Below are 21,216 nucleotides of genomic sequence, written 5' to 3' on the forward strand. Positions count from 1 at the left end.
CGTGGGCTCGCTGCAACGGTACCGCCACGCCCTGTCACGCGGTTCCGTAGTGGGCAAGCGAGATCACGACGCGAACGGAGCTGGGCACGGTGTGCACGAGCGGAGTAGCGCAGTCGGAAGAACCGGCAGCGCCGGAGATTGGCCCGCTGGTTGAGTTGGTCAGCTCTCGTCAGTGCTGGCGTCTCCTCCCGGAAGGGGAGGACCGGCCCACGGTCTTCATGGCGGAGCCGGACCTCACCGGTTGGGTGGCCCCGTGAGCATGACCGCGACCACATGGGAACAGCGCTTCAGCTCCACGGAGCGGGGCGCGCGGTTGGCTCGTCACTTGCTTGTGCTCGAACTGGACGGCTGGGGCTTCCCTTACAAGGGGACCGTCTCCGACCGGGTGACGCTCGTTGCCGCGGAACTCGTGTCCAACGCTGTGCGGCACGGGCGGTTGCCGGGCCGGGACTTTGAGCTTCGGGTTACGGAGCTGGAGCACGCCTTCCGCGTTGAAGTAGCCGACGCGCGGGGGGAGACGAAGCCCAGCGTTCGGGCAGCCGGTGACGAAGAGGGTGGATTCGGCATGTGCCTTGTGGGAGCCCTGGCCACCGCCTGGGGCGTCTCGGAGCGAAGCCCCGGCAAAGTGGTCTGGGCTGAGATCCCGAAGAGCGGTGATCACGCGTGAGCCGGCTGTGGGCTCGTCTGTACTGGGCGTGCGTGTCCCTCGAAATGTGGTGGTGCCTCCACGGTCAGTTCTCCCGGCCGGTCCGGATGCTGTCACCCCGAAGGCGCCGGGCGCACGCCTGGGCCACCGCGAAGTGCGCGGAGCCGGGTTACACCGAAAGAGCGTTGCTTCGGCTTGGCCTTGAACTCAAGGGGCGTGCAGCCCTGGCATCGCTGCGGAGCCCGGAGGGTGAAGCGGAGCTTCTGTGCAAGATCTTCGCCCCGGACCCTGAGCTTGAGGGGGGAAGCGAGTGAGCCGTGTCTTTCGCTTCGTTCCGTACGTCACCCAGCAGGACCCCGGGAGTGAGCCGGAGTACAGCGCGGAGTGCGTGGCCGGCGACGAAGAAGCGTGCGGTGCCCAGTCCGGTACCTGGGACGGCCCGGAGGCCGTGGACGACTGGATGCGCGAGCACATGAAGGAGACCGGGCACCGGAACTTCCGCCGGTCCTTCGTGGACTTCGCGGAACTCGTGCCTGCCACGCGGGAGCTTCCGGCCGGGCTCGAGCCCGCGAAGGCGGAGCGGGTGAGGGCATGAAGCCCGAAGAGGTCTTCCGCTTCACCGGAGCGGAGCGCCGGGAGTTAGAAGCGGGCTGGACTCAGATGCTCGCGGAGGGCGAAGCCGAAGACTGGGCGCGCGCGGTAGAGGCTGCCGCCCCGGGACTGGTCATGGTCGCTGCCGCCGAAGTGGACCGGCAGACGCGCCGGCCCAGGGGGCGCTTACGGCGCTCGTACGACTTCGTTGCTCGCTTCACGGGTCCGCTCATGGTGTTCATGATCTCCGCAGCTTTGGGCTTCTTCGTTGCTGCTACGGCGGTGATGGAGCGATGAAGGCAGCGGAGCGCTTGTGCGGGTCGATGGCGTGGTTGAAACCGGAACACGTCCAACAGGCACGGCGGTGCATCCCCGGCACGAGCCCGTTCACGGGCTGGGTGGCACCTGTGGCCATCTGTCTTCAGCCTCCGCACGCTGGTGATCGCCACCACGTAGCCCGTATCCGGGCGGTACCCCCCGACCACGGAGGCGGAGCCGTGATTGTGGCGTGGCGCAAGAAGCGCGTCTTCATCCTTCATGACCCGGGCCGCACGCAGGAAACCCAATAGGTTCCGTCCCTGCCGACGTAGCCGAATTAGAGGCTCCCCCCTTCTATTCGACATTCCGGCAGGGGTGGGCTCCATCGCCTTCCCCGAGGAGATACATTGCATCAGGTAATTGCAACTCCGCAGGATGAAAAGTTCGCCTTATATCGGCCGGGAAGCCAACGGGCTGTGCACCTTTCTCGCGCCTTCTACGCGGAGTTGGCGGACGCCGTTAGGGACGACCGTCCGGCACCGGAGTGGTTCGTCACGGCTTGCCGGCAGGCGTGGAATCTCGACATCACCGGCGTGCCCAGCCGTGAAGCGGTAATCGTTCGGCCGAAGACGGCCCTGAACTACAGCCGCGCCACGTACGAGATCAACAAGTTCTGCAACCTGAATTGCAAGATGTGCTACCTGCCGATGCGCCCTCTTTCCGGTCTCGACCTTGAGGGCAAGGGCGCGCTCCTCGCGATGCTGCGGGACGCGGGTGTCGTCTGGCTCCAGATCACCGGCGGGGAGCCGACGGTTGACCAGGACTTCCCGGCCTTCTACCGCATGGCCTACGAAGCGGGGATGATGCTGGACATCCTGACCAACGGCACGCGTCTCCACTCCCACATAGATCTTCTCCGGGAGTGCCCGCCGAACAAGGTCACGGTGTCCATGTACGGCGCCACGGAAGACGCCTTCGAAGCGCTGACCCGCACTCGGGGCGCGTTCAAGGGGTTCATGAAAGGTCTCGAAGGGGCGAAGGCCGCGGGAATCCCTCTCGAAATCACCGTGCTCGTCACCAAAGATAATGCCCATGAGGCGGAGGCCATGCGCTCGCTCGCGAGTGAATACGCCGAAACCGTCACGGTCTGCGGCACCATTTCACCCACCTACGATGGCGGCGGAGACCCCTTGGCCCAACAGGCGGACGGCTGGGTTGACCGGTCGGAGATATTCGCCGGGTGCCCCGCCGGACACACGTTCTTTCACGTGGACCCGCACGGCCTTGCAACCATGTGCAAGGTCGGTCGGGACAACCCCATCAACCTGATGGTCGAAGGTCTTGATGGGCTCTTGCGTCTGCCCGGAATCGCGGACGCCCAAATGCTTCGCACCGGTGGATGTTCCGGCTGCAAGCTGTCGAAGACCTGTCGGGTCTGCCGGCCGCTCGCGAAGGCCCACCAGGAAGCGAAGGCACCACTCGCAAGCTACTGCCAACACGGAATGAAGGAGGTCACGGCATGACCGCCGTAGCCGTAGAGATCACCCCGCGGGCCCGAATCGCCACCCTGTCGCCCCTCGTGGCCGCTGCCGTACCGGCGCCGGTGGACGAGCCGGCCGGGTTCGTCATCGCGGACGTGGACGCGCTGACCCGCGAGTCCGTCCCCGGCTGCAACGACGACAACCCCTACCGGTAACCAACCCGGGCAACGTCACCCGCGTGGGTCTCACGGTGTTCCCTGTCGTGGGGCCCACGCGGCTCGTGGTGTGGAAGTGTGGACTCGTGGCTATAACTCGTATCGCCCTTGAAGATCTTCCGGCGGCAGTGCTCGCGGAGATCGAAGCGCACGCGGGCCCCCTCTTGAAGGTGGAGCCGGCCAAGGAGGGCTTCAACAGCGAAATCGCCGCACGCGTGTTCACGGAACACGGCAGCGTGTACGTGAAGGGTCTCCGGGCGGATCACCCGCGCGTCTGGACCCAGCGCCGGGAAGCGGAGGTGAACCCGTTCCTTCGCGGAATCGCCCCGGCCCTTCGGTGGCGCATCGAGTCGGCGGAGTGGGACCTCCTGGGGTTCGAAGCGCTTGAAGGGCACCATGCCGACTACGCGCCTGAGTCGCCCGACGTACCGAAGGTGGCCACCCTTCTTGCCCGCCTGGGCGAAGTCCCGTGTCCCGACATCGACCTTCGACGGGCGGAGCAGCGCCTTGAGCACTACGCCGCGAAGCCGGGGGATCTCGACTTCTTCGCCGGGGACTTCCTGCTTCACACGGACCTGAACAACGCCAACGTGCTCGTGGACGACGTGGCCCGGCTCGTGGACTGGGCGTGGGCGACCCGCGGGGCCGCGTGGCTGGACGCCGGGTACTGGGTGATCTGGCTCATGGCGGCCGGAGGCCACTCCCCGCAATCCGCCGAAAGCTGGGCCAGCAAGATCCCCGCGTGGCACAGCGCCCCGCCCGCTGGTGTGACCGCCTTCGCCGTGGCCAACGCCAACGTCTGGGAAGAGATCGGTGGCGACGCTCCCGACCCGTGGACCGCCCGGCTGGTCACCGCTTCGAAGAGCTGGGCGACGTACCGCCGAACGGCCTGAGCTTCAAGCCCGTGGAGTCACCCAAACACGGGGGCGGCTCCTAGGGGGTCACTCCGTTGTGGTGGACCTCGGCTGCCGGTCCGCCACGAAGGACCCCTTGCCCCACACGGTTTCGACTAGCCCACGCTCGCGAACGACGCGCACAGCCCTTCGGGCGGTCTCGCGGGCAACCTTGTGCCGCGCGCAAAGCTCCGCTTCGGACGAAATCGGGTCACCGGGCTTCTTGCCCTTGATCTCGTCAAGGAGAGCGTCCAGCACCCGCATGTAGGGAGCGTGCGGGGCGTGCGGGTCCGTGGGGCGCTCAGGCATGGGGGAAGCGTAGACAACGGGTCAATCTTGGGCGACGTAGACAGGCAGACGAGTTAGACAGGTAGACGTGTTAGACGAGTTGGCTTAGCGTGATGCCCCGAACACAAGAAACGCCCCGGCGGACCGGTCCTACGCGGTCTTCCGGGGCTAAGTCGAGACAGCTAACAGGAGCTGACTGACCTATGCGCGATGCTATCGCCCGTGCCCTGATGTGGACGCTGCGGCTACTGCTGCCCGCCCATGGACGCCACGCCGCACCCGTCTACACCCCGGAGCCGGAGCCGGAGCCGGAGCCGGAGCCGGGGCCGGGGCCGGGGCCGGAGCCGGAGCCCGTCAACCCGTGGTCTCGCCCGTGGCGGAGCCCGAGCAAGGAAGAGGCGGCAGCACTGTTCCGCCAGCAAGCGGAGGACACCCTTGAACTCCGCGCCGTGGAGTTGATCCAACTGCGTCGCCGTATTGCCCTTCGTCTGGCGGAGGGGGCCCCGGAGGACGAATACCCGTACACGTATCCCGGAGCCCCCTTCCCGGCCTCCGCCTTCGCCGTGGCGGTGACCGCGTGACCCGCGACGGGCTGACCCTCCGGCCCAGCTTCGGACACGTCGCCCTGTGCGTGGTCTGTAAGACGAACACGAAGGCCCCCGTGCCCGTCCGGGACATCCCGAGCACGAGCGGCCCCGGAACAACCCTGTACGCCTGCCCTGAGCACGCGGCGGCTCTGACCCCCGGGCCGATCGCCGGGGAGCTGGAGACGCGCTTCTAGCCCCCAGCAAAGCCCCTCGAGCCTGCCCCGTCCGGTAGCCACCCCTCTCAGGTGGCCGGGCGGGGCTTTTCGCGGTCTCTGTCATCGCTGAACCGTAGGCTGGGCGCCATGGTGAGCCAACGGCCAGAAACCCCGCTAGCGCTCAAGCGTCGGGCGTTCAAGATCAACCGCATCCTTGGGGAGACCTACCCCTACGCGCATTGTGAGCTGGACTTCCGGAACGCCTGGGAACTTCTGGTTGCAACGGTGCTCTCCGCCCAGACCACAGACCTTCGCGTGAACCAGACGACGCCACGCCTGTTCGCGAAGTACCCGAAGCCCGCGGATCTCGCCGGGGCGGACCCCGTGGACGTTGAAGAGCTGATCAAGCCCACGGGCTTCTTCCGGGCGAAGACCCGAAGCATCACGAAGATGGCTGCCGCCATCGTGCACGACCATGACGGACGGGTGCCCGGGACGCTTGAGGAGATGGTCAAGCTGCCGGGGGTCGGCAGGAAGACCGCCTTCGTTGTCCTTGGCAATGCGTGCGCATGTGAGGCAAGCGTTACCGCAGATCAGGCCCATGGCACTAAAGTGTGTACCCCGTTCGGCGTGCCCGGCATCACCGTCGACACCCACTTCATGCGCCTCGCGCGCCGCTGGAAGTGGACCGAGTCCGACGACCCGGTGAAGATCGAGGCCGAGGTCGCCGCGATCTTCCCGAAGAGCGAGTGGACGATGCTCTCGCACCGGGTGATCTTCCACGGCCGCCGCATCTGCCACGCGCGCAAGCCCGCGTGCGGCGCATGCCCGATCGCCCACCTCTGCCCTTCGTACGGGGAGGGCGAGACGGATCCGGAGAAGGCGAAGAAGCTCCTGAAGTACGAGAAGGGCGGCTTCCCGGGCCAGCGGCTCAACCCGCCCCCGGACTACCCGGGGCAGCCGGCGCCCCCGCTGGGCGCGAGCCCGAGCGCATGAGGGAACGAACGACGACTCCGACCGCGTTGTGAAACACGGGGGTGCCTATGACGCGCACTGGTGAAGAGATCCACGGCGAAGAGATCCGCGACGAAGAGATCCACGGCGACAAGCTCCGCGGCGGAGAGCTCCAGGGCGAACAGCTCCGCGGCAAGGAGATCGGCGGTGTGGCCGGCGGTATGACCGGGGGCCTGCTCAACCGTGCCGGGCTGCCCGACTGGCTGGAGCCGGTCGACCGGGCGGCCCGCACGGTCGAGCCCGAGCAGCTGAGCCGCTTCCTGCCGCCCGAGGACGGGGCGGGGCGGCAGTCCGCCGTGCTCGTCCTCTTCGGCGAGGGCGCCCGCGGCCCCGAGCTGCTCCTGATGGAGCGCTCCGGCAGCCTCCGCTCGCACGCCGGCCAGCCGTCCTTCCCCGGCGGCGCGCTGGACCCCGAGGACGGCGATCCGGCCGACGGCGGCCTGCTCCGGGCCGCGCTGCGCGAGGCCCGGGAGGAGACCGGGCTCGACCCGGCCGGCGTCCAGCTCTTCGGCGTGCTGCCGCAGCTCTACATCCCGGTCAGCAGCTTCGTCGTCACCCCCGTGCTCGGCTGGTGGCGCCACCCCAGCCCCGTCGGGGTCGTCGACCCCGCCGAGACCGCCCGGGTCTTCACCGTCCCCGTGGCGGATCTCACGGACCCCGCGAACCGCGCCATGGCCGTTCACCCGCTCGGCCACGAAGGGCCCGCATTCCTCGTCGCATCGGCTCTGGTCTGGGGTTTCACCGCCGGAGTGATCGACCGGCTGCTGCACTACGCGGGCTGGGAGCAGCCTTGGGACCGCTCCAGGAAGGTCCCGCTCGACTGGAGGGCATGACAGGCTGGCCCCCGGGCGACCGAAGACGAATCTGCGAGGCTCTTGACGGTGAACGTGCTGGACATCCTGTTGCTGCTCCTCGCCGTGTGGTTCGCGATCATCGGCTACCGCCAGGGCTTCGTCGTCGGCATCCTCTCGGTGATCGGCTTCCTCGGCGGCGGTCTCGTCGCCGTTCTGCTGCTGCCAATCATCTGGAACCAGCTGACCGACCACAGCGAGGTCTCCACCGTGGCCACCGGGGTCTTCGTGATGGTGGTCATCGTCTGCGCCTCCGTCGGCCAGGCCTTCACCACCCACCTGGGAAGCAGACTGCGCCGGCACATCACGTGGACGCCGGCGCGCGCCCTGGACGCGACCGGCGGCGCGCTCGTGAACGTCGTCGCGATGCTCCTCGTGGCCTGGCTGATCGGCTCCGCGCTCGCCGGCACTGTCATGCCGACCATCGGCAAGCAGGTCCGCAACTCCAAGGTGCTGCTCGGGGTGTCCCGGGTGATGCCGGATCAGGCGCCCGGCTGGTTCTCCGACTTCACCTCGGCGCTCGCCCAGAACGGCTTCCCGCAGGTCTTCAGCCCCTTCGCCAACGAGCCCATCACCGAGGTCAGGCCGCCGGATCCGGCGCTCGCCCACAGCCCCGTCGCCGACCGTGCCAAGCGCTCCGTCGTCAAGGTCGTCGGCACCGCGCCCAGTTGCGGCAAGGTGCTCGAAGGCTCCGGCTTCGTCTTCGCCGACCGCCGGGTGATGACCAACGCCCATGTCGTCGGCGGCGTCGATGAGCCGACCGTGCAGATCGGCGGCGAGGGCAAGCTCTACGACGCCAAGGTCGTGCTCTACGACTGGAAGCGCGACATCGCCGTCCTCGACGTGCCCGACCTGGACGCCCGGCCGCTCCAGTTCACCGACCAGGACGCGCGCAGCGGCGACAACGCCATCGTGGCCGGCTTCCCGGAGAACGGCGCGTACGACGTGCGCTCCGCCCGCGTCCGCGGCCGGATCACCGCCAACGGACCCGACATCTACCACCGCGGCGAGGTGCGCAGGGACGTGTACTCGCTGTATGCGACGGTCCGTCAGGGCAACTCCGGCGGACCGCTCCTCACCGAGGACGGCAAGGTGTCCGGCGTGATCTTCGCCCGCTCCCTCGACGACGCCAACACCGGATACGCGCTCACGGTCGACGAGATCCGGCAGGACATCGCCCAGGGCCGCGCTGCCAACCAGCAGGTCGACAGCCAGGGCTGCGCGCTGTAACGCGCCGCGGGCGGTGGTGTGTGGTGTGACGTACGGGGCTTCCCGCTACGTACGGGTGTGGCGCAGCCGGGCCGAGACCCATCGGGCCCGGCGGCGCAGGATGCGCGAGATCCCCACGGCCGGCGCGGTGTGCGCGTGGCCCTGGTCCTGCGTGCCGCCCCGCTCAGGGGCGCCGGAGCCGCCCATCGAGCGTCGGTCGCGTGCTGTGTCACCGTAGTCGTGCGTCCAGCCCATACCGGGACGTCTGCCCGGGGCCCAAGGTCGGTAACCGCCCCGGGGCCCGCCAATTGGCGTATGCGCGAGGCACATGGCAGTTCGGCAGACGCCTGTGCGCCATCACCGGGCGGCCGGCCGTCGACGGACCGTCAGCGGCCCGTCGACAGCCCGTCAGCGGTCCGGCTCGGGGTCCTTCAGCCAGTTGACGAGCTCCGTGGTGAACGCGGCCGGGTCCTCCTCGTGCGGGAAGTGCCCCAGCCCGTCGAAGAGCCGCCAGCGGTACGGGGCCTCCACGTACTCCCCGGAGCCCGCCGCGCTGCGGGTGCGCATCACCGGGTCGAGCGATCCGTGCAGATGCAGCGTGGGCACCCGCACCGGCCGCTTCATGCGCCGGTTGAACTGGATGCCGTCGGGCCGCGCGAGGGAGCGCACCATCCAGCGGTACGGCTCGATCGAGCAGTGCGCGGTCGACGGGATGCACATGGCCCGCCGGTAGACCGCCAGGGCCTCCTCGTCGGCGGCCGACCGGGGATGCGGGCCCGACCACTCCTCGATGAGCTTCCCCACGAGCGCCGCGTCGTCGGCGACGAGCTGACGCTCCGGCAGCCACGGTCGCTGGAAGCCCCACACATGCGAGCCGGCGCGCGACTGGGAGAAGTCGGAGAGCATCGCCGAGCGCCAGCGGCGCGGGTGCGGCATCGAGGAGACCACCAGCCGGCGCACCAGCTTGGGCCGCATGACGGCGGCCGTCCAGGCGAGATAGCCGCCCAGGTCGTGGCCGACGAGCGCCGCGTCCGGCTCGCCCAGCGAGCGGACCACGCCGGTGATGTCGAGGGCCAGGTTGGCCGGGTCGTAGCCCCGGGGCGTGCGGTCGCTGCCGCCCACGCCCCGCAGGTCCATCGCCACGGCCCGGAACCCGGCCTCCGCGAGGGCCGGCAGCTGGTGCCGCCAGGTCCACCAGAACTGCGGGAAGCCGTGGAGCAGCAGCACGAGCGGGCCGTCGCCCATCTCGGCGATGTGGAAACGGGCACCGTTGGCCGCCACGTCGCGGTGCGTCCACGGTCCGTCGATGCGGACCGGGCTTCCGCCGTTGGCGCTGCTGCTCTCAGGGACGGTCATGCGGACGAGCGTGCCACAGACTCGCCCTTGTCCAGGGCGACCAGGTCCGCGCCGGCCGGCTCGGAGCGCGGATGCGGCTTGACGTTCTGCATGATCGCCGCGGTCTCCTTGGCCGAGGCGATGGACTTCTTCGGCGGCTTCACCTTCTTGAACTTGGCGACCGCGACGGCCCCGAGCAGCCCGGCGAACAGCACGTTCGCGGCGAAGGAGAGCAGGAAGCACCAGAGCAGGTTCCAGCCGCCGTTGCCGTTGTGCCCGCCGGTCCAGGTGTTGATGGCGTAGGCGAGCGCGAAGCTCAGCATCGGCAGCGAGAACAGCAGCACCACCAGTGCGCCGATGCCGAGGATCGCGCCGATCCCACCGCGCTTGACGTCCTGGCGGATCTCGGCCTTGGCCAGGGCGATCTCGTCGTGCACCAGTGCGGACATCTCGGCGGTCGCCGAGGCGACCAGCTGGCCGAGGCTGCGCTCGGTTCCGTCGAACGGGTCGCTCATGGCTGCTCCCTCTTCTCCCCTTACGGGCCGGATAGTGGCTCTCAGATCATGCCGGACGGTCGGCCTCATCGCGCGATGCCCCCGCCAGTTGGGCGCGCTCACGATGTTCGGCGGCCTTCCGCTCGTAGATCTCGGCCATCCTCAGGTGGTACTCCGGGTTGTCCTCCTCGTACACGTCGGGGATGCCGTCGTGGTCCTCGTCACGCTCCTCCTCGGCGCACAGCGCCTGGTACTTGCGCACCCGCAGCTTCAGCAGCACCGAGGCGAGCGTGGCGGCTATCAGCGAGCCGATGAGGACGGCCGCCTTGACCTCGTCGGTGACGACGGGGTCGCCCGCGAAGGCCAGCTCGCCGATGAGGAGCGAGACGGTGAAGCCGATGCCGGCGAGCGAGGCGACGGCGAAGACGTCAGGCCAGGCCAGGTCGGGGTTGAGCGAGGCCCGGGTGAAGCGGGCGGCGAGCCAGGTGCCGCCGAAGATGCCGACCGCCTTGCCGACCACGAGCCCGAGTACGACGCCGAGCGTCACGGGCTGGGTGAAGACGTCACCGACGGCCTTGCCGGAGATCGTCACCCCAGCCGAGAACAGCGCGAACAGCGGCACGGCCAGACCGGCGGAGACCGGCCGCACCAGGTGCTCGATGTGCTCGCCGGGGGAGTGCTCCTCGCCCTCCCGGGTGGTGCAGCGCAGCATCAGGCCCATGGCGACACCGGCGATGGTGGCGTGGACGCCGCTGTTGTACATCAGGCCCCAGATGATCAGGGCCAGCGGCACGTACACGTACCAGCCGCGGACGCCCTTGCGCAGCAGCAGCCAGAAGACGGCCAGGCCGACGACGGCGCCGCCGAGGGCCGCGAAGTTCAGTTCGCCGGTGAAGAAGACCGCGATGATCAGGATGGCGAACAGGTCGTCGACCACGGCCAGCGTGAGCAGGAAGGCCCGCAGCGCCGAGGGCAGCGAGGTGCCGATCACGGCGAGGACGGCGAGCGCGAAGGCGATGTCCGTGGCCGTGGGCACCGCCCAGCCCCCGAGGTCGCCGCCGCCTGCCACGTTGACCACCGTGTAGACCAGGGCGGGTACGGCCATGCCGCATATCGCGGCGATGACGGGCAGCGCGGCGGCCTTGGGATCGCGCAGCTCGCCCGCGACCAGTTCGCGCTTGAGCTCGATGCCGGCCACGAAGAAGAAGATGGCGAGCAGCCCGTCCGCGGCCCAGTGCTGGACCGACAGGTCGAGCCCGAGGGCGGCCGGGCCGATGTGGAAGTCCCGTATCGCCGCGTAGGCGTCCTTGAGCGGGGAGTTGGCCCAGACGAGCGCGGCGATGGCAGCGACCAGGAGCAGCACGCCGCCGACGGTCTCGGTGCGCAGCGCGTCGGCGACGAACCGGCGCTCGGGCAGCGACAGGCGGCCGAGGAACCTGCGGTCGTTGGCGGGCTTGGACGCGGTCGTGGGCGCGGGCACGGGGCGAACCTCCGGTCGGTGGGCAGCACAGAGCACTTGCCGACCAGACTTCCCGGCGCACCTTGTAAACCCTTACTTTACCTAAAGATGCTCCGGTGGTGTCCGGTGATCTTCACTTTAGGTGCGTATGGGGATACCAGCACCCCCTGTGGACAACCGCCTGTGGACAACGCGAGGGCGCCTGTCCCGGATGCTCCGGGACAGGCGCCCACCTGCGCTTCAGTGGCTCAGTCCGCCGCTCAGTCCTCGCTCGGGGCGGCCGGCAGCTTGCTCTGGATGAGGTCCATGACCGACGAGTCCGTCAGCGTCGTGACGTCGCCCAGCTCGCGGTTCTCGGCGACGTCGCGAAGAAGCCGGCGCATGATCTTGCCCGAGCGGGTCTTCGGCAGCTCCGCCACCGGCAGGATCCGCTTCGGCTTGGCGATCGGGCCGAGGGTCGCGCCCACGTGGTTGCGCAGCTCGGCGACGAGGGCGTCGTCCTCGCTCGCCGTGCCGCGCAGGATCACGAAGGCGACGATCGCCTGGCCGGTCGTCTCGTCGGCGGCGCCGACCACGGCGGCCTCGGCGACGGACGGGTGGGAGACCAGCGCGGACTCGACCTCGGTGGTGGAGATGTTGTGGCCCGAGACGAGCATGACGTCGTCGACCCGGCCGAGCAGCCAGATGTCGCCGTCGTCGTCCTTCTTGGCGCCGTCGCCGGCGAAGTACTTGCCCTCGAAGCGGGACCAGTAGGTGTCGATGAAGCGCTGGTCGTCGCCCCAGATGGTGCGGAGCATCGCCGGCCACGGCTCGGTGAGGACCAGGTAGCCGCCGCCCCCGTTCGGCACCTCGTTCGCCTCGTCGTCGACGACGGTGGCGGAGATGCCGGGCAGCGGGCGCTGCGCGGAGCCGGGCTTGGTCTCGGTGACGCCGGGCAGCGGCGAGATCATCATCGCGCCGGTCTCGGTCTGCCACCAGGTGTCCACGATCGGGCAGCTGTCGGCGCCGATGTTCTTGCGGTACCAGATCCACGCCTCGGGGTTGATCGGCTCGCCGACCGACCCCAGGATCCGCAGCGACGACAGGTCGAACTTGGCGGGGATGTCGTCGCCCCACTTCATGAACGTACGGATCGCGGTCGGCGCCGTGTAGAGGATCGTGACGCCGTACTTCTGCACGATCTCCCAGAACCGGCCCTGGTGCGGGGTGTCCGGCGTGCCCTCGTACATGACCTGCGTTGCGCCGTTGGCCAGCGGGCCGTACGTGATGTACGAGTGGCCGGTGACCCAGCCGATGTCGGCGGTGCACCAGAAGACGTCGGTCTCCGGCTTGAGGTCGAAGACGGCGTGGTGGGTGTACGCGGCCTGGGTGAGGTAGCCGCCGGAGGTGTGCAGGATGCCCTTCGGCTTACCGGTCGTGCCGGAGGTGTACAGGATGAAGAGCGGGTGCTCGGCCTCGAACGCCTCGGGGGTGTGCTCGGCGGACTGGCGGGCCACGATGTCGTCCCACCACACGTCCCGGCCCTCGGTCCAGGCCACGTCCTGCCCGGTGCGCCGCACGACCAGCACGTTCCGCACCCGGTCGACCCGGTCGAGCGCCTCGTCGACGGCGGGCTTGAGCGCGCTCGGCTTGCCCCGGCGGTAGCCGCCGTCGGCGGTGATGACGAGCTTGGCGTCGGCGTCCTCGATGCGGGTGGCGATGGCGTCGGCCGAGAAGCCGCCGAAGACCACCGAGTGGGCGGCGCCGATGCGCGCGCAGGCGAGCATCGAGACGACGGCCTCGGGGATCATCGGGAGGTAGACCGCCACGCGGTCGCCCTTGGTGACACCGAGTTCGGTGAGGGCGTTGGCCGCCCTGGACACCTCGTCCTTGAGCTCGGCGTAGGTGATGGCGCGGCTGTCGCCGGGCTCGCCCTCGAAGTGGATGGCCACCCGGTCGCCGTGGCCGGCCTCGACGTGCCGGTCGACGCAGTTGTACGCGACGTTCAGCTCCCCGTCGGCGAACCACTTGGCGAACGGCGGATTCGACCAGTCGAGGGTCTCGGTCGGCGCGGTGGCCCAGCTGAGCCGCCTGGCCTGCTCGGCCCAGAAGCCCAGCCTGTCCGCCTTGGCCTGCTCGTACGCCTCCGCCGTCACGTTGGCGTTCGCTGCCAGTTCGGCGGGCGGCGCGAAGCGGCGCTCTTCCTTGAGCAGATTGGCCAAGGATTCGTTGCTCACGACATCTCCCTTTCCCAGGGCGTCCTATGTGCCTGTGTGTCCCGCGTCATAGCTCATCAGGCGGATGCCCGGGTGACAAGAGCCTCCGGGTAATTGGTTTAGACCTGTGAGGGGGGTACGTGGAGGTGACGCCCGCTCCCCGAGCGGAAGGGAGCGGGCGTCACACCATTGCACGGACGAACGGAACGGAAGGTTCAGCGAGCGCGGGGCAGGACCCGCGCCGGCTCATGACGCCCGGGCCACCTCCAGGACGGGGACCGTCGGCTCCGGTGCGGCGGCCTTCCGCGTTTTCGGCGCGGGTGGCACATGGTTGAACACGTCGTCATAGCTGTGCACCTCGTCCGTGCCGGCGAGCAGATACGCCTGGGCCTCGCCCACGTGGAAGTACATCCCGTGCAGGGTCAGGGTGCCCTCGGCGAGCCGCCGCGCCACCGACTCGTGCCGCCGCAGATGCTCCAGCTGCTGCACCACGTTGGTCAGGCACAGCTGCTCGACCTCGTCCGCCGGCAGCCGCCCGGAGATCCGGGCCCAGGCGTGGCGCCGGCTCGCCATCCGCTCCAGGCTCGGCCGGCCGTGCCGCAGCCAGCGCCGCAGCGGGGTCGACGGGTCGTCGGCGGCGCCGCCCAGCAGGGCCTGCATCGCGCCGCAGCCGGAGTGTCCGCAGACCGTGATCGACTCGACCCGCAGCACCTCCACCGCGTACTCGATCGCGGCCGCCACCGAGTCGTCCCCGCTCTCCTCGCCGGGCAGCGGCACCAGATTGCCCACATTGCGCACGGTGAACAGGTCGCCCGGACCGCTGGACGTGATCATGCTCGTGACGAGCCGGGAGTCGGCGCAGGTCAGGAAGAGCTGCGAAGGCCGCTGCCCCTCCCGGGCCAGCCGCGCCAGCTCGTCCCTGACCAGCGGCGCGGTGTCCCGCTGGAACGCGCCGATACCGGTCGCCAGCCGGTGCCCGGTGCCGCTCCGGGTCTCGCCGGCCGGCTGCACCTCGCCGCACTGGTGGTTGCGCCACGGCGTCCAAGGGTGGCAGCAGGAGTGCGCGGCAGAGGAGCCGGCGCCCGTGGCACCGCCACCCGGGGCGGGCGCTCTCTCGACAATCAGTCCGCCGCCGGGCCCAGTGGTCCGCACCGTGCCGCCGTGCGCCAGATGTGAGGTCTGCCAGTCGTGCAGCGTCTCGTACGCCGCGTGGTCCATGAACGAGCCGTCCAGCTCCACGACGGCGTCGGCGCCCGCGGGGATCTGGTGAAGGGCCCGGCTCAGCCGCGGCACGGCGAGGAAGGTCAACTGACCGCGGATCCGGACGAGATGCCGCCCGTCCCGCTCCTCCCGGGTGATCCGGGTGCGGGCCAGTCGCTGCATCGCGACGGCCACCGCCACCGCGACTCCGAGGCCCACGCCCTCCAGGATCCCGAGGAACACCACTCCCGCCAGCGTCACCGCGTAGACCAGGACTTCACGATGACGGGTGACGGCCCTGATGTGCGTGATGCTGACCATCTGCACGCCGACGACCATCACGAGGGCGGCCAGCGCGGGCAGCGGGATGAGTTCGAGGACCGGGACGAGGAAGAGGGCGGCGAGTACGACCCAGACGCCGTGCAGTATCGCCGAGTTGCGGCTCACGGCCCCGGCCGACACGTTCGCCACGCTGCGCACCGCGACCCCGGCGACCGGAAGCCCGCCGAGCGCACCGGACACGATGTTCGCCGCGCCCTGACCCGCGAGTTCGCGGTCGAGTCGGGTGCGGGCGGCCGCGGGGGCGTCGGTGGTCCCCGTGGCGGCGGCGCGCTTGGCGGCCAGCTTGTCGACGGCGACGGCGGAGAGCAGCGACTGCACGCTGGTGACCAGCGTGATCGTCAGCACTCCGGCCGCGATCCCGAGGACCGGGCCGTCCGGCAGCCCGGGCAGCGCGTGGCTGCTCCACGACGGCAGGTCGACCCGCGGCACACCGAGCCCCGCGAGCGCGGCGAGCGCCGTGGCGGCGCCCACCGCGACCAGCGCGGCAGGGGCCGTCCGCAGCAGCCGTCCCGTACGGCCAGGCAGGCGCGGCCAGAGGAGCAGCAGCGCGACAGTGAGGGCGCTGACGACGAGCGCGGCGCCGGACGCGTGGGCCAGCTGGTCCGGCAGGCCGGCGGCGTTGTCGACGGTGGAGCTCTGGGGGGTGCCGCCGAGCACGATGTGGAGCTGGGCGAGGGCGATGGTGACGCCGATGCCCGCGAGCATCCCGTGCACGATGGCGGGCGAGACGGCGAGGGCGGACCGGGCCACTCGCAGGGCGGCCAGGCCCAGTTGAGTGAGTCCGGCGAGGACCGTGATGGCGCAGGTGGTGCGCCAGCCGTAGCGCTGGATCAACTCGGCCGTGACCACGGTCAGTCCGGCGGCCGGGCCGCTGACCTGGAGCGGCGATCCACCGAGCCGGCCGGCCACGATGCCGCCGACCGCGGCGGCGACCAGACCGGCCTGGAGCGGGGCTCCGGTGGCGAGGGCGATGCCGAGCGAGAGCGGCAGCGCGATCAGGAAGACGGCGACGGACGCGGAGAGGTCCGCGCCTGCGACCCGGAAGCGGCGGCGGTCGCCGTCCGGCGGACTGTGGGGTCGCTGGAGGCGGGGCCGGGTGGTCGGTCGGGTGGGGCGGTAGAGGGTCATGTTCCCGTCTCCTCCGTGGCAGTGGCGGGGACACCGATCAACGCTCAGTAAATGGATAGTAATGGAGAGTAAAGACTCTGGCATGATTTTCGGGGCAAACAGGGCAATGATTCACCGGTTCCGGTGACAGAACGTAGGCATGCCGCTTGTCGTTGTGGCTCCCCGGCCGACCGGGTGCGAGGTTTGCGCCGCTTGTACGGAAATCCGAGGATCCGAGGAGAGGTGGGCCACATGGCAACCGCCGGGAGAAGCGCCGGAAGAGGGACCACTGCCCAGCGGAGGGTGCTCGCCGTCGGAGCCCTCGCCGTCGCCCTGACGGCAGGCCTGGCCGGCTGCTCCGGCTCGGGAGGTTCCGCCCCGAAGGGCGCTCCGGGTGCGGGCCCCGCGAAGAAGGGCGCTGCCGCGGCCCCGCAGAGCGCGGTCCGGTTGATCGGCGACGGTTCCACCGCCTTCACCGGCGCCCAGCCGCACCAGCCGGTCTGGCAGCGCCTGAAGCCCGGTCAGGTGCCGCCGCAGTTCGTGGTGTTCTCCTGGGACGGCGCGGGCGAGGACAGCCAGAAGCTCTTCTCCCACTTCCGCAAGGTGGGCAAGCAGTACGGCGCGACGATGACGTACTTCCTCAGCGGCGTGTACCTGCTGCCGGAGGAGAAGCGCGACCTCTACGACCCGCCGCAGCACTCCCCGGGCCGCTCCGACATCGGCTTCAACGACCTCGAGGGCATCCGTGACACCGTGCGGCAGCTCCGCGGCGCGTGGGAGGAGGGCAACGAGATCGGCACCCACTTCAACGGCCACTTCTGCGGCAAGGACGGAGGCGTGGGCACCTGGTCGGTCGACGAGTGGAAGAGCGAGATCAACCAGGCCAAGTCCTTCGTCAAGCACTGGAAGACCAACGCCGGCCTGAAGGCGGAGCAGCCGCTCCCGTTCGACTACGACAAGGAGCTCGTCGGCGCCCGCACGCCCTGCCTGGAAGGCCGCGAGAACTTCGTCAAGGCGGCCTCCCAGATGGGCTTCCGCTACGACACCAGCGGCGTCAACGACCAGATCTGGCCCAAGAAGGACCGCGGCCTGTGGGATCTGTCGATGCAGCTCGTGCCGGTCCCCGGCCGCGCCTTCCAGACGCTGTCGATGGACTACAACTTCCTGGTCAACCAGTCCGGTACGACGCAGGGTGACCCGTCGCAGCACGAGTACTGGGGCAACCAGATGCGCGACGGCCTCGTGCAGGCCTTCGAGCGCTCGTACCGGGGCAACCGGGCGCCGCTGATCATCGGCAACCACTTCGAGTCCTGGAACGGCGGCACGTACATGCGGGCCGTCGAGAACACCATCGCCACGGTCTGCGTGCAGAAGGACGTCAAGTGCGTCTCCTTCCGCCAGCTCGCCGACTGGCTCGACGCCCAGGACCCCGCCGTCATCGCCAAGATGCGCACCCTGAAGGTCGGCGAGGCCCCGCGGGGCGGCTGGCAGTCCTTCCTGGCCCCCCAGCCGGCCGCTCCCGCCGGCGCCCCGGCCGCCGCTCCGGTCAAGCCGGCTGCACGACACTGAGCCCTTCGGCGAGGCCGAACTCTTCGGACAGGGTGAGCCCTTCCGACAGCACGAACCCGGGGTCGACCTGCGCCGCCAGGTCGGCCCCCGTCTTGGCGTTGCCCCAGCTCTCCGCGTTGCGGAGGTGGAAGTGCACCATCTGCCGGGTGTAGCGCTCCCAGTCACGGTGGGCGTACGAGTCGTCCGCCGCGTTCCGGAGGGTGCGCAGGGCCGTGCGGTTGGCGGGCTCCAGGAGGTCGAAGCGGGGCGGGCGACCCTTCTCCATGGCGCGGACCCAGTCGGAGTGGCCGACCGTGACCAGGAGGTCGTCGCCGACCTCGGAGCGCAGGAAGTCGACGTCGTCCTCGCCCTGCACCTTGTTGCCGACGACCTTGAGCGCCACCCCGAAGTCCCGCGCGTACTCCTTGTACTGGCGGTAGACGGAGACGCCCTTGCGGGTCGGCTCGGCGACCAGGAAGGTCATGTCGAAGCGGGTGAACATGCCGGAGGCGAAGGAGTCGGAGCCCGCGGTCATGTCGACGACCACGTACTCGTCCGGGCCGTCCACCAGGTGGTTCAGGCACAGCTCCACCGCGCCGACCTTCGAGTGGTAGCAGGCCACGCCGAGGTCCGACTCGGTGAACGGGCCCGTCGCCATCAGCCGGATCTCGTCGCCGTCGAGCCACACGGGCCGGGCGCAGGCCGCGTAGATGGGGTTGTCCTCGCGGACCCGGAGCAGTCGCGAACCCTGCCCGGGCGGCGTCGTCTTGATCATCGAGTCGGCGGAGGCGATCCGCGGGTTGTCACCCCGCAGGTACTCCTTGATGAGCGGCAGGTGCGCCCCCATCGCGGGCAGCGCGGCGGCCTCCTCGTCGGAGAGGCCGAGCGCCGCCCCGAGGTGCTGGTTGATGTCGGCGTCGACCGCGACGACCGGGGCTCCGGCGGCGGCGAGGTGTCGGATGAAGAGCGAGGACAGCGTGGTCTTGCCGCTGCCGCCCTTCCCCACGAAAGCGATCTTCATGTTCACCTAGCGTAGTGGCATGACTGCGGTTCGTGGTCGAGATGCGTGAAGAACACCACTCAAAGGTGGGGCGGGCCCGCCGGGCGCGTAGCCTCCCTACTTATGAGTACGCACGCCTCTGACCCCCTGGCCGCCCTCGGCTCCCTGCCGGGCGTCGCCGACTCGGTGGACTCCGTACGCAAGGCCGTCGACCGGGTCTACGGCCACCGTGTGATGCGCCGTCGCAGCAACGAGATCACCTCCGAGGCGGCGCTGCGCGGCTCGCGCGGCTCGGCCGCGCTCGCGGGTGCCGACTGGGCCCTGGAGGAGGTTCGCCGGCGTACCGACTTCAGTGCCGACCCGGAGGCCCGCACGGTCGGCGCGGCCCTGCGGCTGACCGCCGAGTGCGGGCAGCTGCTGTCCATCTGGCGCCAGTCGCCGGTACGGGTGCTGGCCCGGCTGCACCTGGTCGCCGAGGGCGAGCCGCTCGACTCCACGGGCCGGCCGCGCCAGGCGGGCGAGCCGGTGGACGAGCCGCTGATCGAGGCGCCGCTGCCGACTCCCGCGGAGGTCTCGGCCCGGCTCGACGGGCTGGCGGAGCTGATCATCGCGGGCGGCGACGCCCCGGCCCTGGTCACCGCCGCCGTCGTGCACGGCGAACTCCTCGCCCTGCGCCCCTTCACCTCGCACAACGGCCTGATCGCGCGGGCGGCGGAGCGGATCGTGCTGATCGGCAGCGGCCTCGACCCCAAGGCGATCTGCCCTGCCGAGGTCGGCCATGCGGAGCTGGGGCGGGCGGCCTATCTGGCGGCCTTCGAGGGATATCTGTCCGGGACCCCGGAAGGCATGGGCGCCTGGATCGCGCACTGTGGGCGTGCCGTGGAGCTCGGCGTCCGGGAGTCGACGGCCGTCTGCGAGGCGCTGCAGCGCGGCGCGGCCTGAAAGTCCTGTGCGGGAGGCGGAGAAGCCCCCGTACATGGGTTGCGGCGGTACCAGACTTCGGTACCGCCGCTGGCACGTCTACCCAGTTACCAAGCGTCCTCGATATGTGCCCATCAGGCGGGGAACTTTGCCCTGCGCCTGGTGCGGCTGGCCCTTAATCGAAGGGTCGACGTCGCGTGGGTGCCAGGTTTCTGTGCGTTAGGTCCGTGGGGCCGACTTGCTCAACAGGTGATCCTCTCGGATGTCCTAGGTCTCGCGGGCCTGATTCCTTTCTACTCCTGTCCGGGAGGAAGCGAAAGTGCTGACTCCGCTTCTTTGCTTTCGTCTCAAATCCGGGCAAAGCGATCGGCAAGGCCGAGAGGTCTAAGCGGCCTGGGCGGCCCGGGTCAGCGAGGCCGCCTGCCGGCGACGGCTGGCGTACCAGACGAGCGCGGCGGTGGCGGCCGCCGCGCCCAGCGCCGCCGCGGCGACGATCGCCGGACGGGGCGGCATCGTGAACTCGGGCAGCCGCTGCTTCAGCCGGACCGGCTTGTCGAAGACGAGCACCGGCCAGTCCCGGGCGACCGCCTCGCGCCGAAGCGTCCGGTCGGGGTTCACCACGTACGGGTGGCCCACCGCCTCCAGCATCGGCAGGTCGGTCGCGGAGTCGCTGTACGCGTAGCAGCGCGAGAGGTCGTACCCCTCGGACTCGGCCAGCTCCCGCACCGCCTCGGCCTTGGTCGGCCCGTACGCGTAGTACTCCACCTCGCCGGTGAAGCAGCCGTCGTCGCCGACCACCATCCGGGTGGCGACCACCCGGTCGGCGCCGAGCATCTCGCCGATCGGCTCGACGACCTCGGCCCCGGATGTCGAGACGATCACGACGTCGCGGCCGGCCGCGTGGTGGTCCTCGATGAGGGAGGCCGCCTCGTCGTAGATGATCGGATCGATCAGATCGTGCAGGGTCTCGGCCACGAGCTCCTTGACCAGCGCGACGTTCCAGCCTTTGCAGAGCGCGGAAAGATATTCGCGCATCCGCTCCATCTGGTCGTGATCGGCTCCCCCGGCCAGGAACACGAACTGGATGTAGGCCGTCCGCAGCGCGGCACGGCGGCTGATCAGCCCGCCCCGGTAGAAGGACTTGCTGAAGGTCAGCGTCGAGGACTTCGCAATGACCGTCTTGTCCAGGTCAAAGAAGGCGGCTGCGCGCGGCATCGAGTGGTTTTCCACGAGCCCGAGCATAGGTGCCCGCCATTCGGCGTACGCTGGGGCGCGTGGGTTTGCCTGAGAAGGCTCTCGGGTACACCATGGAAGTCACGGATCGTTCGCGACCGTGCTAACCCGGTCCGGCTCCTCCCCCCCCGAGTCGGCCGGAGAGACGACCCCCGCTCTCCCCCCCGGCGGGGGTCGTCGCATGTCCGGACCCG

At 69.9% G+C, this 21,216-nt stretch carries 21 protein-coding genes; 12 read left to right on the forward strand and 9 right to left on the reverse strand.

The genetic code is table 11. From position 1 onward, the window contains the following. The first annotated feature begins 259 nt into the window (after positions 1–259). The 6 genes from ACWEJX_RS04555 to ACWEJX_RS04580 all read left to right on the forward strand — a co-directional run bounded on the left by ACWEJX_RS04555 (position 260) and on the right by ACWEJX_RS04580 (position 4,084). Entirely contained in the window at positions 260–667 is a 408-nt protein-coding gene (locus ACWEJX_RS04555) for an ATP-binding protein (RefSeq protein ID WP_451606120.1), read from the forward strand. A gap of 289 nt (positions 668–956) precedes the next feature. Beyond that, positions 957–1,241, forward strand: coding sequence for a DUF7848 domain-containing protein (locus ACWEJX_RS04560; RefSeq protein WP_451606043.1), 285 nt, complete (start codon positions 957–959; stop codon positions 1,239–1,241). Further along, positions 1,238–1,534, forward strand: a complete 297-nt coding sequence (locus ACWEJX_RS04565) for a hypothetical protein (RefSeq protein ID WP_451606044.1) — start codon at positions 1,238–1,240, stop codon at positions 1,532–1,534. The genes ACWEJX_RS04560 and ACWEJX_RS04565 overlap by 4 nt, the downstream gene beginning before the upstream one ends. 368 nt (positions 1,535–1,902) lie before the next feature. Beyond that, on the forward strand, positions 1,903–3,018 hold the full coding sequence (locus tag ACWEJX_RS04570; RefSeq protein ID WP_451606045.1) for a radical SAM protein: 1,116 nt from the start codon (positions 1,903–1,905) through the stop codon (positions 3,016–3,018). After that, positions 3,015–3,191, forward strand: coding sequence for a hypothetical protein (locus ACWEJX_RS04575; RefSeq protein ID WP_451606046.1), 177 nt, complete (start codon positions 3,015–3,017; stop codon positions 3,189–3,191). The genes ACWEJX_RS04570 and ACWEJX_RS04575 overlap by 4 nt, the downstream gene beginning before the upstream one ends. Before the next feature lie 86 nt (positions 3,192–3,277). Continuing rightward, positions 3,278–4,084, forward strand: coding sequence for an aminoglycoside phosphotransferase (locus ACWEJX_RS04580; protein WP_451606121.1), 807 nt, complete (start codon positions 3,278–3,280; stop codon positions 4,082–4,084). Positions 4,085–4,132: 48 nt separating this feature from the next. Here the strand turns inward: ACWEJX_RS04580 and ACWEJX_RS04585 are convergent, their stop codons facing one another. Beyond that, positions 4,133–4,348, reverse strand: coding sequence for a GntR family transcriptional regulator (locus ACWEJX_RS04585; RefSeq protein ID WP_451606047.1), 216 nt, complete (start codon positions 4,346–4,348; stop codon positions 4,133–4,135). A gap of 227 nt (positions 4,349–4,575) precedes the next feature. Here ACWEJX_RS04585 and ACWEJX_RS04590 point away from each other — a divergent pair, with 227 nt between their 5' ends. From ACWEJX_RS04590 to ACWEJX_RS04605, 4 genes are all read left to right on the forward strand, one after another. Further along, positions 4,576–4,953, forward strand: a complete 378-nt coding sequence (locus ACWEJX_RS04590) for a hypothetical protein (protein ID WP_451606048.1) — start codon at positions 4,576–4,578, stop codon at positions 4,951–4,953. A gap of 308 nt (positions 4,954–5,261) precedes the next feature. Further along, a complete protein-coding gene (locus ACWEJX_RS04595) occupies positions 5,262–6,110 on the forward strand; it encodes an endonuclease III domain-containing protein (RefSeq protein WP_451606049.1) in 849 nt (282 codons plus the stop codon). 179 nt (positions 6,111–6,289) lie between these two features. Then, the gene (locus ACWEJX_RS04600) at positions 6,290–6,961 is read left to right on the forward strand and encodes an NUDIX hydrolase (protein WP_451606122.1); all 672 of its coding nucleotides are present in this window, start codon (positions 6,290–6,292) and stop codon (positions 6,959–6,961) included. A 48-nt stretch (positions 6,962–7,009) separates the two neighbouring features. After that, positions 7,010–8,209 carry a MarP family serine protease gene (locus tag ACWEJX_RS04605; protein ID WP_451606050.1) on the forward strand — a complete coding sequence of 400 codons (1,200 nt, stop codon included), beginning with the start codon at positions 7,010–7,012 and terminating at the stop codon, positions 8,207–8,209. Between the two features lie 45 nt (positions 8,210–8,254). Here the strand turns inward: ACWEJX_RS04605 and ACWEJX_RS04610 are convergent, their stop codons facing one another. The 6 genes from ACWEJX_RS04610 to ACWEJX_RS04635 all read right to left on the reverse strand — a co-directional run bounded on the left by ACWEJX_RS04610 (position 8,255) and on the right by ACWEJX_RS04635 (position 16,341). Further along, a complete protein-coding gene (locus ACWEJX_RS04610) occupies positions 8,255–8,443 on the reverse strand; it encodes a hypothetical protein (RefSeq protein ID WP_451606051.1) in 189 nt (62 codons plus the stop codon). Positions 8,444–8,596: 153 nt separating this feature from the next. Then, a complete protein-coding gene (locus ACWEJX_RS04615; RefSeq protein WP_451606052.1) occupies positions 8,597–9,544 on the reverse strand; it encodes an alpha/beta fold hydrolase in 948 nt (315 codons plus the stop codon). Continuing rightward, positions 9,541–10,038 (reverse strand): phage holin family protein, encoded by a 498-nt coding sequence (locus ACWEJX_RS04620; protein WP_451606053.1) that lies wholly within the window; start codon positions 10,036–10,038, stop codon positions 9,541–9,543. The genes ACWEJX_RS04615 and ACWEJX_RS04620 overlap by 4 nt, the downstream gene beginning before the upstream one ends. 46 nt (positions 10,039–10,084) lie before the next feature. After that, positions 10,085–11,497, reverse strand: coding sequence for a Na+/H+ antiporter NhaA (gene nhaA, locus ACWEJX_RS04625; protein ID WP_451606054.1), 1,413 nt, complete (start codon positions 11,495–11,497; stop codon positions 10,085–10,087). A gap of 239 nt (positions 11,498–11,736) precedes the next feature. Continuing rightward, on the reverse strand, positions 11,737–13,692 hold the full coding sequence (gene acs / locus ACWEJX_RS04630) for an acetate--CoA ligase (RefSeq protein WP_451606055.1): 1,956 nt from the start codon (positions 13,690–13,692) through the stop codon (positions 11,737–11,739). A 225-nt stretch (positions 13,693–13,917) separates the two neighbouring features. Further along, entirely contained in the window at positions 13,918–16,341 is a 2,424-nt protein-coding gene (locus ACWEJX_RS04635; RefSeq protein ID WP_451606056.1) for a SulP family inorganic anion transporter, read from the reverse strand. A 231-nt stretch (positions 16,342–16,572) separates the two neighbouring features. Between ACWEJX_RS04635 and ACWEJX_RS04640 the strand changes: the two genes are divergently transcribed. Then, positions 16,573–17,889, forward strand: coding sequence for a hypothetical protein (locus tag ACWEJX_RS04640; protein ID WP_451606057.1), 1,317 nt, complete (start codon positions 16,573–16,575; stop codon positions 17,887–17,889). Here the strand turns inward: ACWEJX_RS04640 and ACWEJX_RS04645 are convergent. Further along, positions 17,867–18,889, reverse strand: coding sequence for an ATP-binding protein (locus ACWEJX_RS04645; protein WP_451606058.1), 1,023 nt, complete (start codon positions 18,887–18,889; stop codon positions 17,867–17,869). The genes ACWEJX_RS04640 and ACWEJX_RS04645 overlap by 23 nt on opposite strands. Positions 18,890–18,991: 102 nt before the next feature. Here ACWEJX_RS04645 and ACWEJX_RS04650 point away from each other — a divergent pair, with 102 nt between their 5' ends. Next, a complete protein-coding gene (locus tag ACWEJX_RS04650; protein WP_451606059.1) occupies positions 18,992–19,810 on the forward strand; it encodes an oxidoreductase in 819 nt (272 codons plus the stop codon). Between the two features lie 363 nt (positions 19,811–20,173). On the opposite strand, the gene ACWEJX_RS04655 is transcribed toward ACWEJX_RS04650, so the two are convergent. Further along, positions 20,174–21,031 carry an HAD family hydrolase gene (locus ACWEJX_RS04655; protein WP_451606060.1) on the reverse strand — a complete coding sequence of 286 codons (858 nt, stop codon included), beginning with the start codon at positions 21,029–21,031 and terminating at the stop codon, positions 20,174–20,176. Between the last annotated feature and the right edge of the window lie 185 nt (positions 21,032–21,216).

The sequence above is a fragment of the Streptomyces sp. NPDC004788 genome (assembly GCF_053601115.1).

Excerpts from the sequence above, each read along its gene's own strand:
- ACWEJX_RS04650 (WP_451606059.1), top strand. The coding sequence starts at position 18,992 with ATGAGTACGCACGCCTCTGACCCCCTGGCCGCCCTCGGCTCCCTGCCG.
- ACWEJX_RS04595 (WP_451606049.1), top strand. The coding sequence starts at position 5,262 with ATGGTGAGCCAACGGCCAGAAACCCCGCTAGCGCTCAAGCGTCGGGCG.
- ACWEJX_RS04635 (WP_451606056.1), bottom strand. The coding sequence starts at position 16,341 with ATGACCCTCTACCGCCCCACCCGACCGACCACCCGGCCCCGCCTCCAG.
- ACWEJX_RS04610 (WP_451606051.1), bottom strand. The coding sequence starts at position 8,443 with ATGGGCTGGACGCACGACTACGGTGACACAGCACGCGACCGACGCTCG.
- ACWEJX_RS04590 (WP_451606048.1), top strand. The coding sequence starts at position 4,576 with ATGCGCGATGCTATCGCCCGTGCCCTGATGTGGACGCTGCGGCTACTG.
- ACWEJX_RS04640 (WP_451606057.1), top strand. The coding sequence starts at position 16,573 with ATGGCAACCGCCGGGAGAAGCGCCGGAAGAGGGACCACTGCCCAGCGG.
- ACWEJX_RS04600 (WP_451606122.1), top strand. The coding sequence starts at position 6,290 with ATGACCGGGGGCCTGCTCAACCGTGCCGGGCTGCCCGACTGGCTGGAG.
- ACWEJX_RS04575 (WP_451606046.1), top strand. The coding sequence starts at position 3,015 with ATGACCGCCGTAGCCGTAGAGATCACCCCGCGGGCCCGAATCGCCACC.
- ACWEJX_RS04615 (WP_451606052.1), bottom strand. The coding sequence starts at position 9,544 with ATGACCGTCCCTGAGAGCAGCAGCGCCAACGGCGGAAGCCCGGTCCGC.
- ACWEJX_RS04645 (WP_451606058.1), bottom strand. The coding sequence starts at position 18,889 with ATGAAGATCGCTTTCGTGGGGAAGGGCGGCAGCGGCAAGACCACGCTG.
- ACWEJX_RS04620 (WP_451606053.1), bottom strand. The coding sequence starts at position 10,038 with ATGAGCGACCCGTTCGACGGAACCGAGCGCAGCCTCGGCCAGCTGGTC.
- ACWEJX_RS04555 (WP_451606120.1), top strand. The coding sequence starts at position 260 with ATGACCGCGACCACATGGGAACAGCGCTTCAGCTCCACGGAGCGGGGC.
- ACWEJX_RS04565 (WP_451606044.1), top strand. The coding sequence starts at position 1,238 with ATGAAGCCCGAAGAGGTCTTCCGCTTCACCGGAGCGGAGCGCCGGGAG.
- ACWEJX_RS04655 (WP_451606060.1), bottom strand. The coding sequence starts at position 21,031 with ATGCTCGGGCTCGTGGAAAACCACTCGATGCCGCGCGCAGCCGCCTTC.
- ACWEJX_RS04585 (WP_451606047.1), bottom strand. The coding sequence starts at position 4,348 with ATGCGGGTGCTGGACGCTCTCCTTGACGAGATCAAGGGCAAGAAGCCC.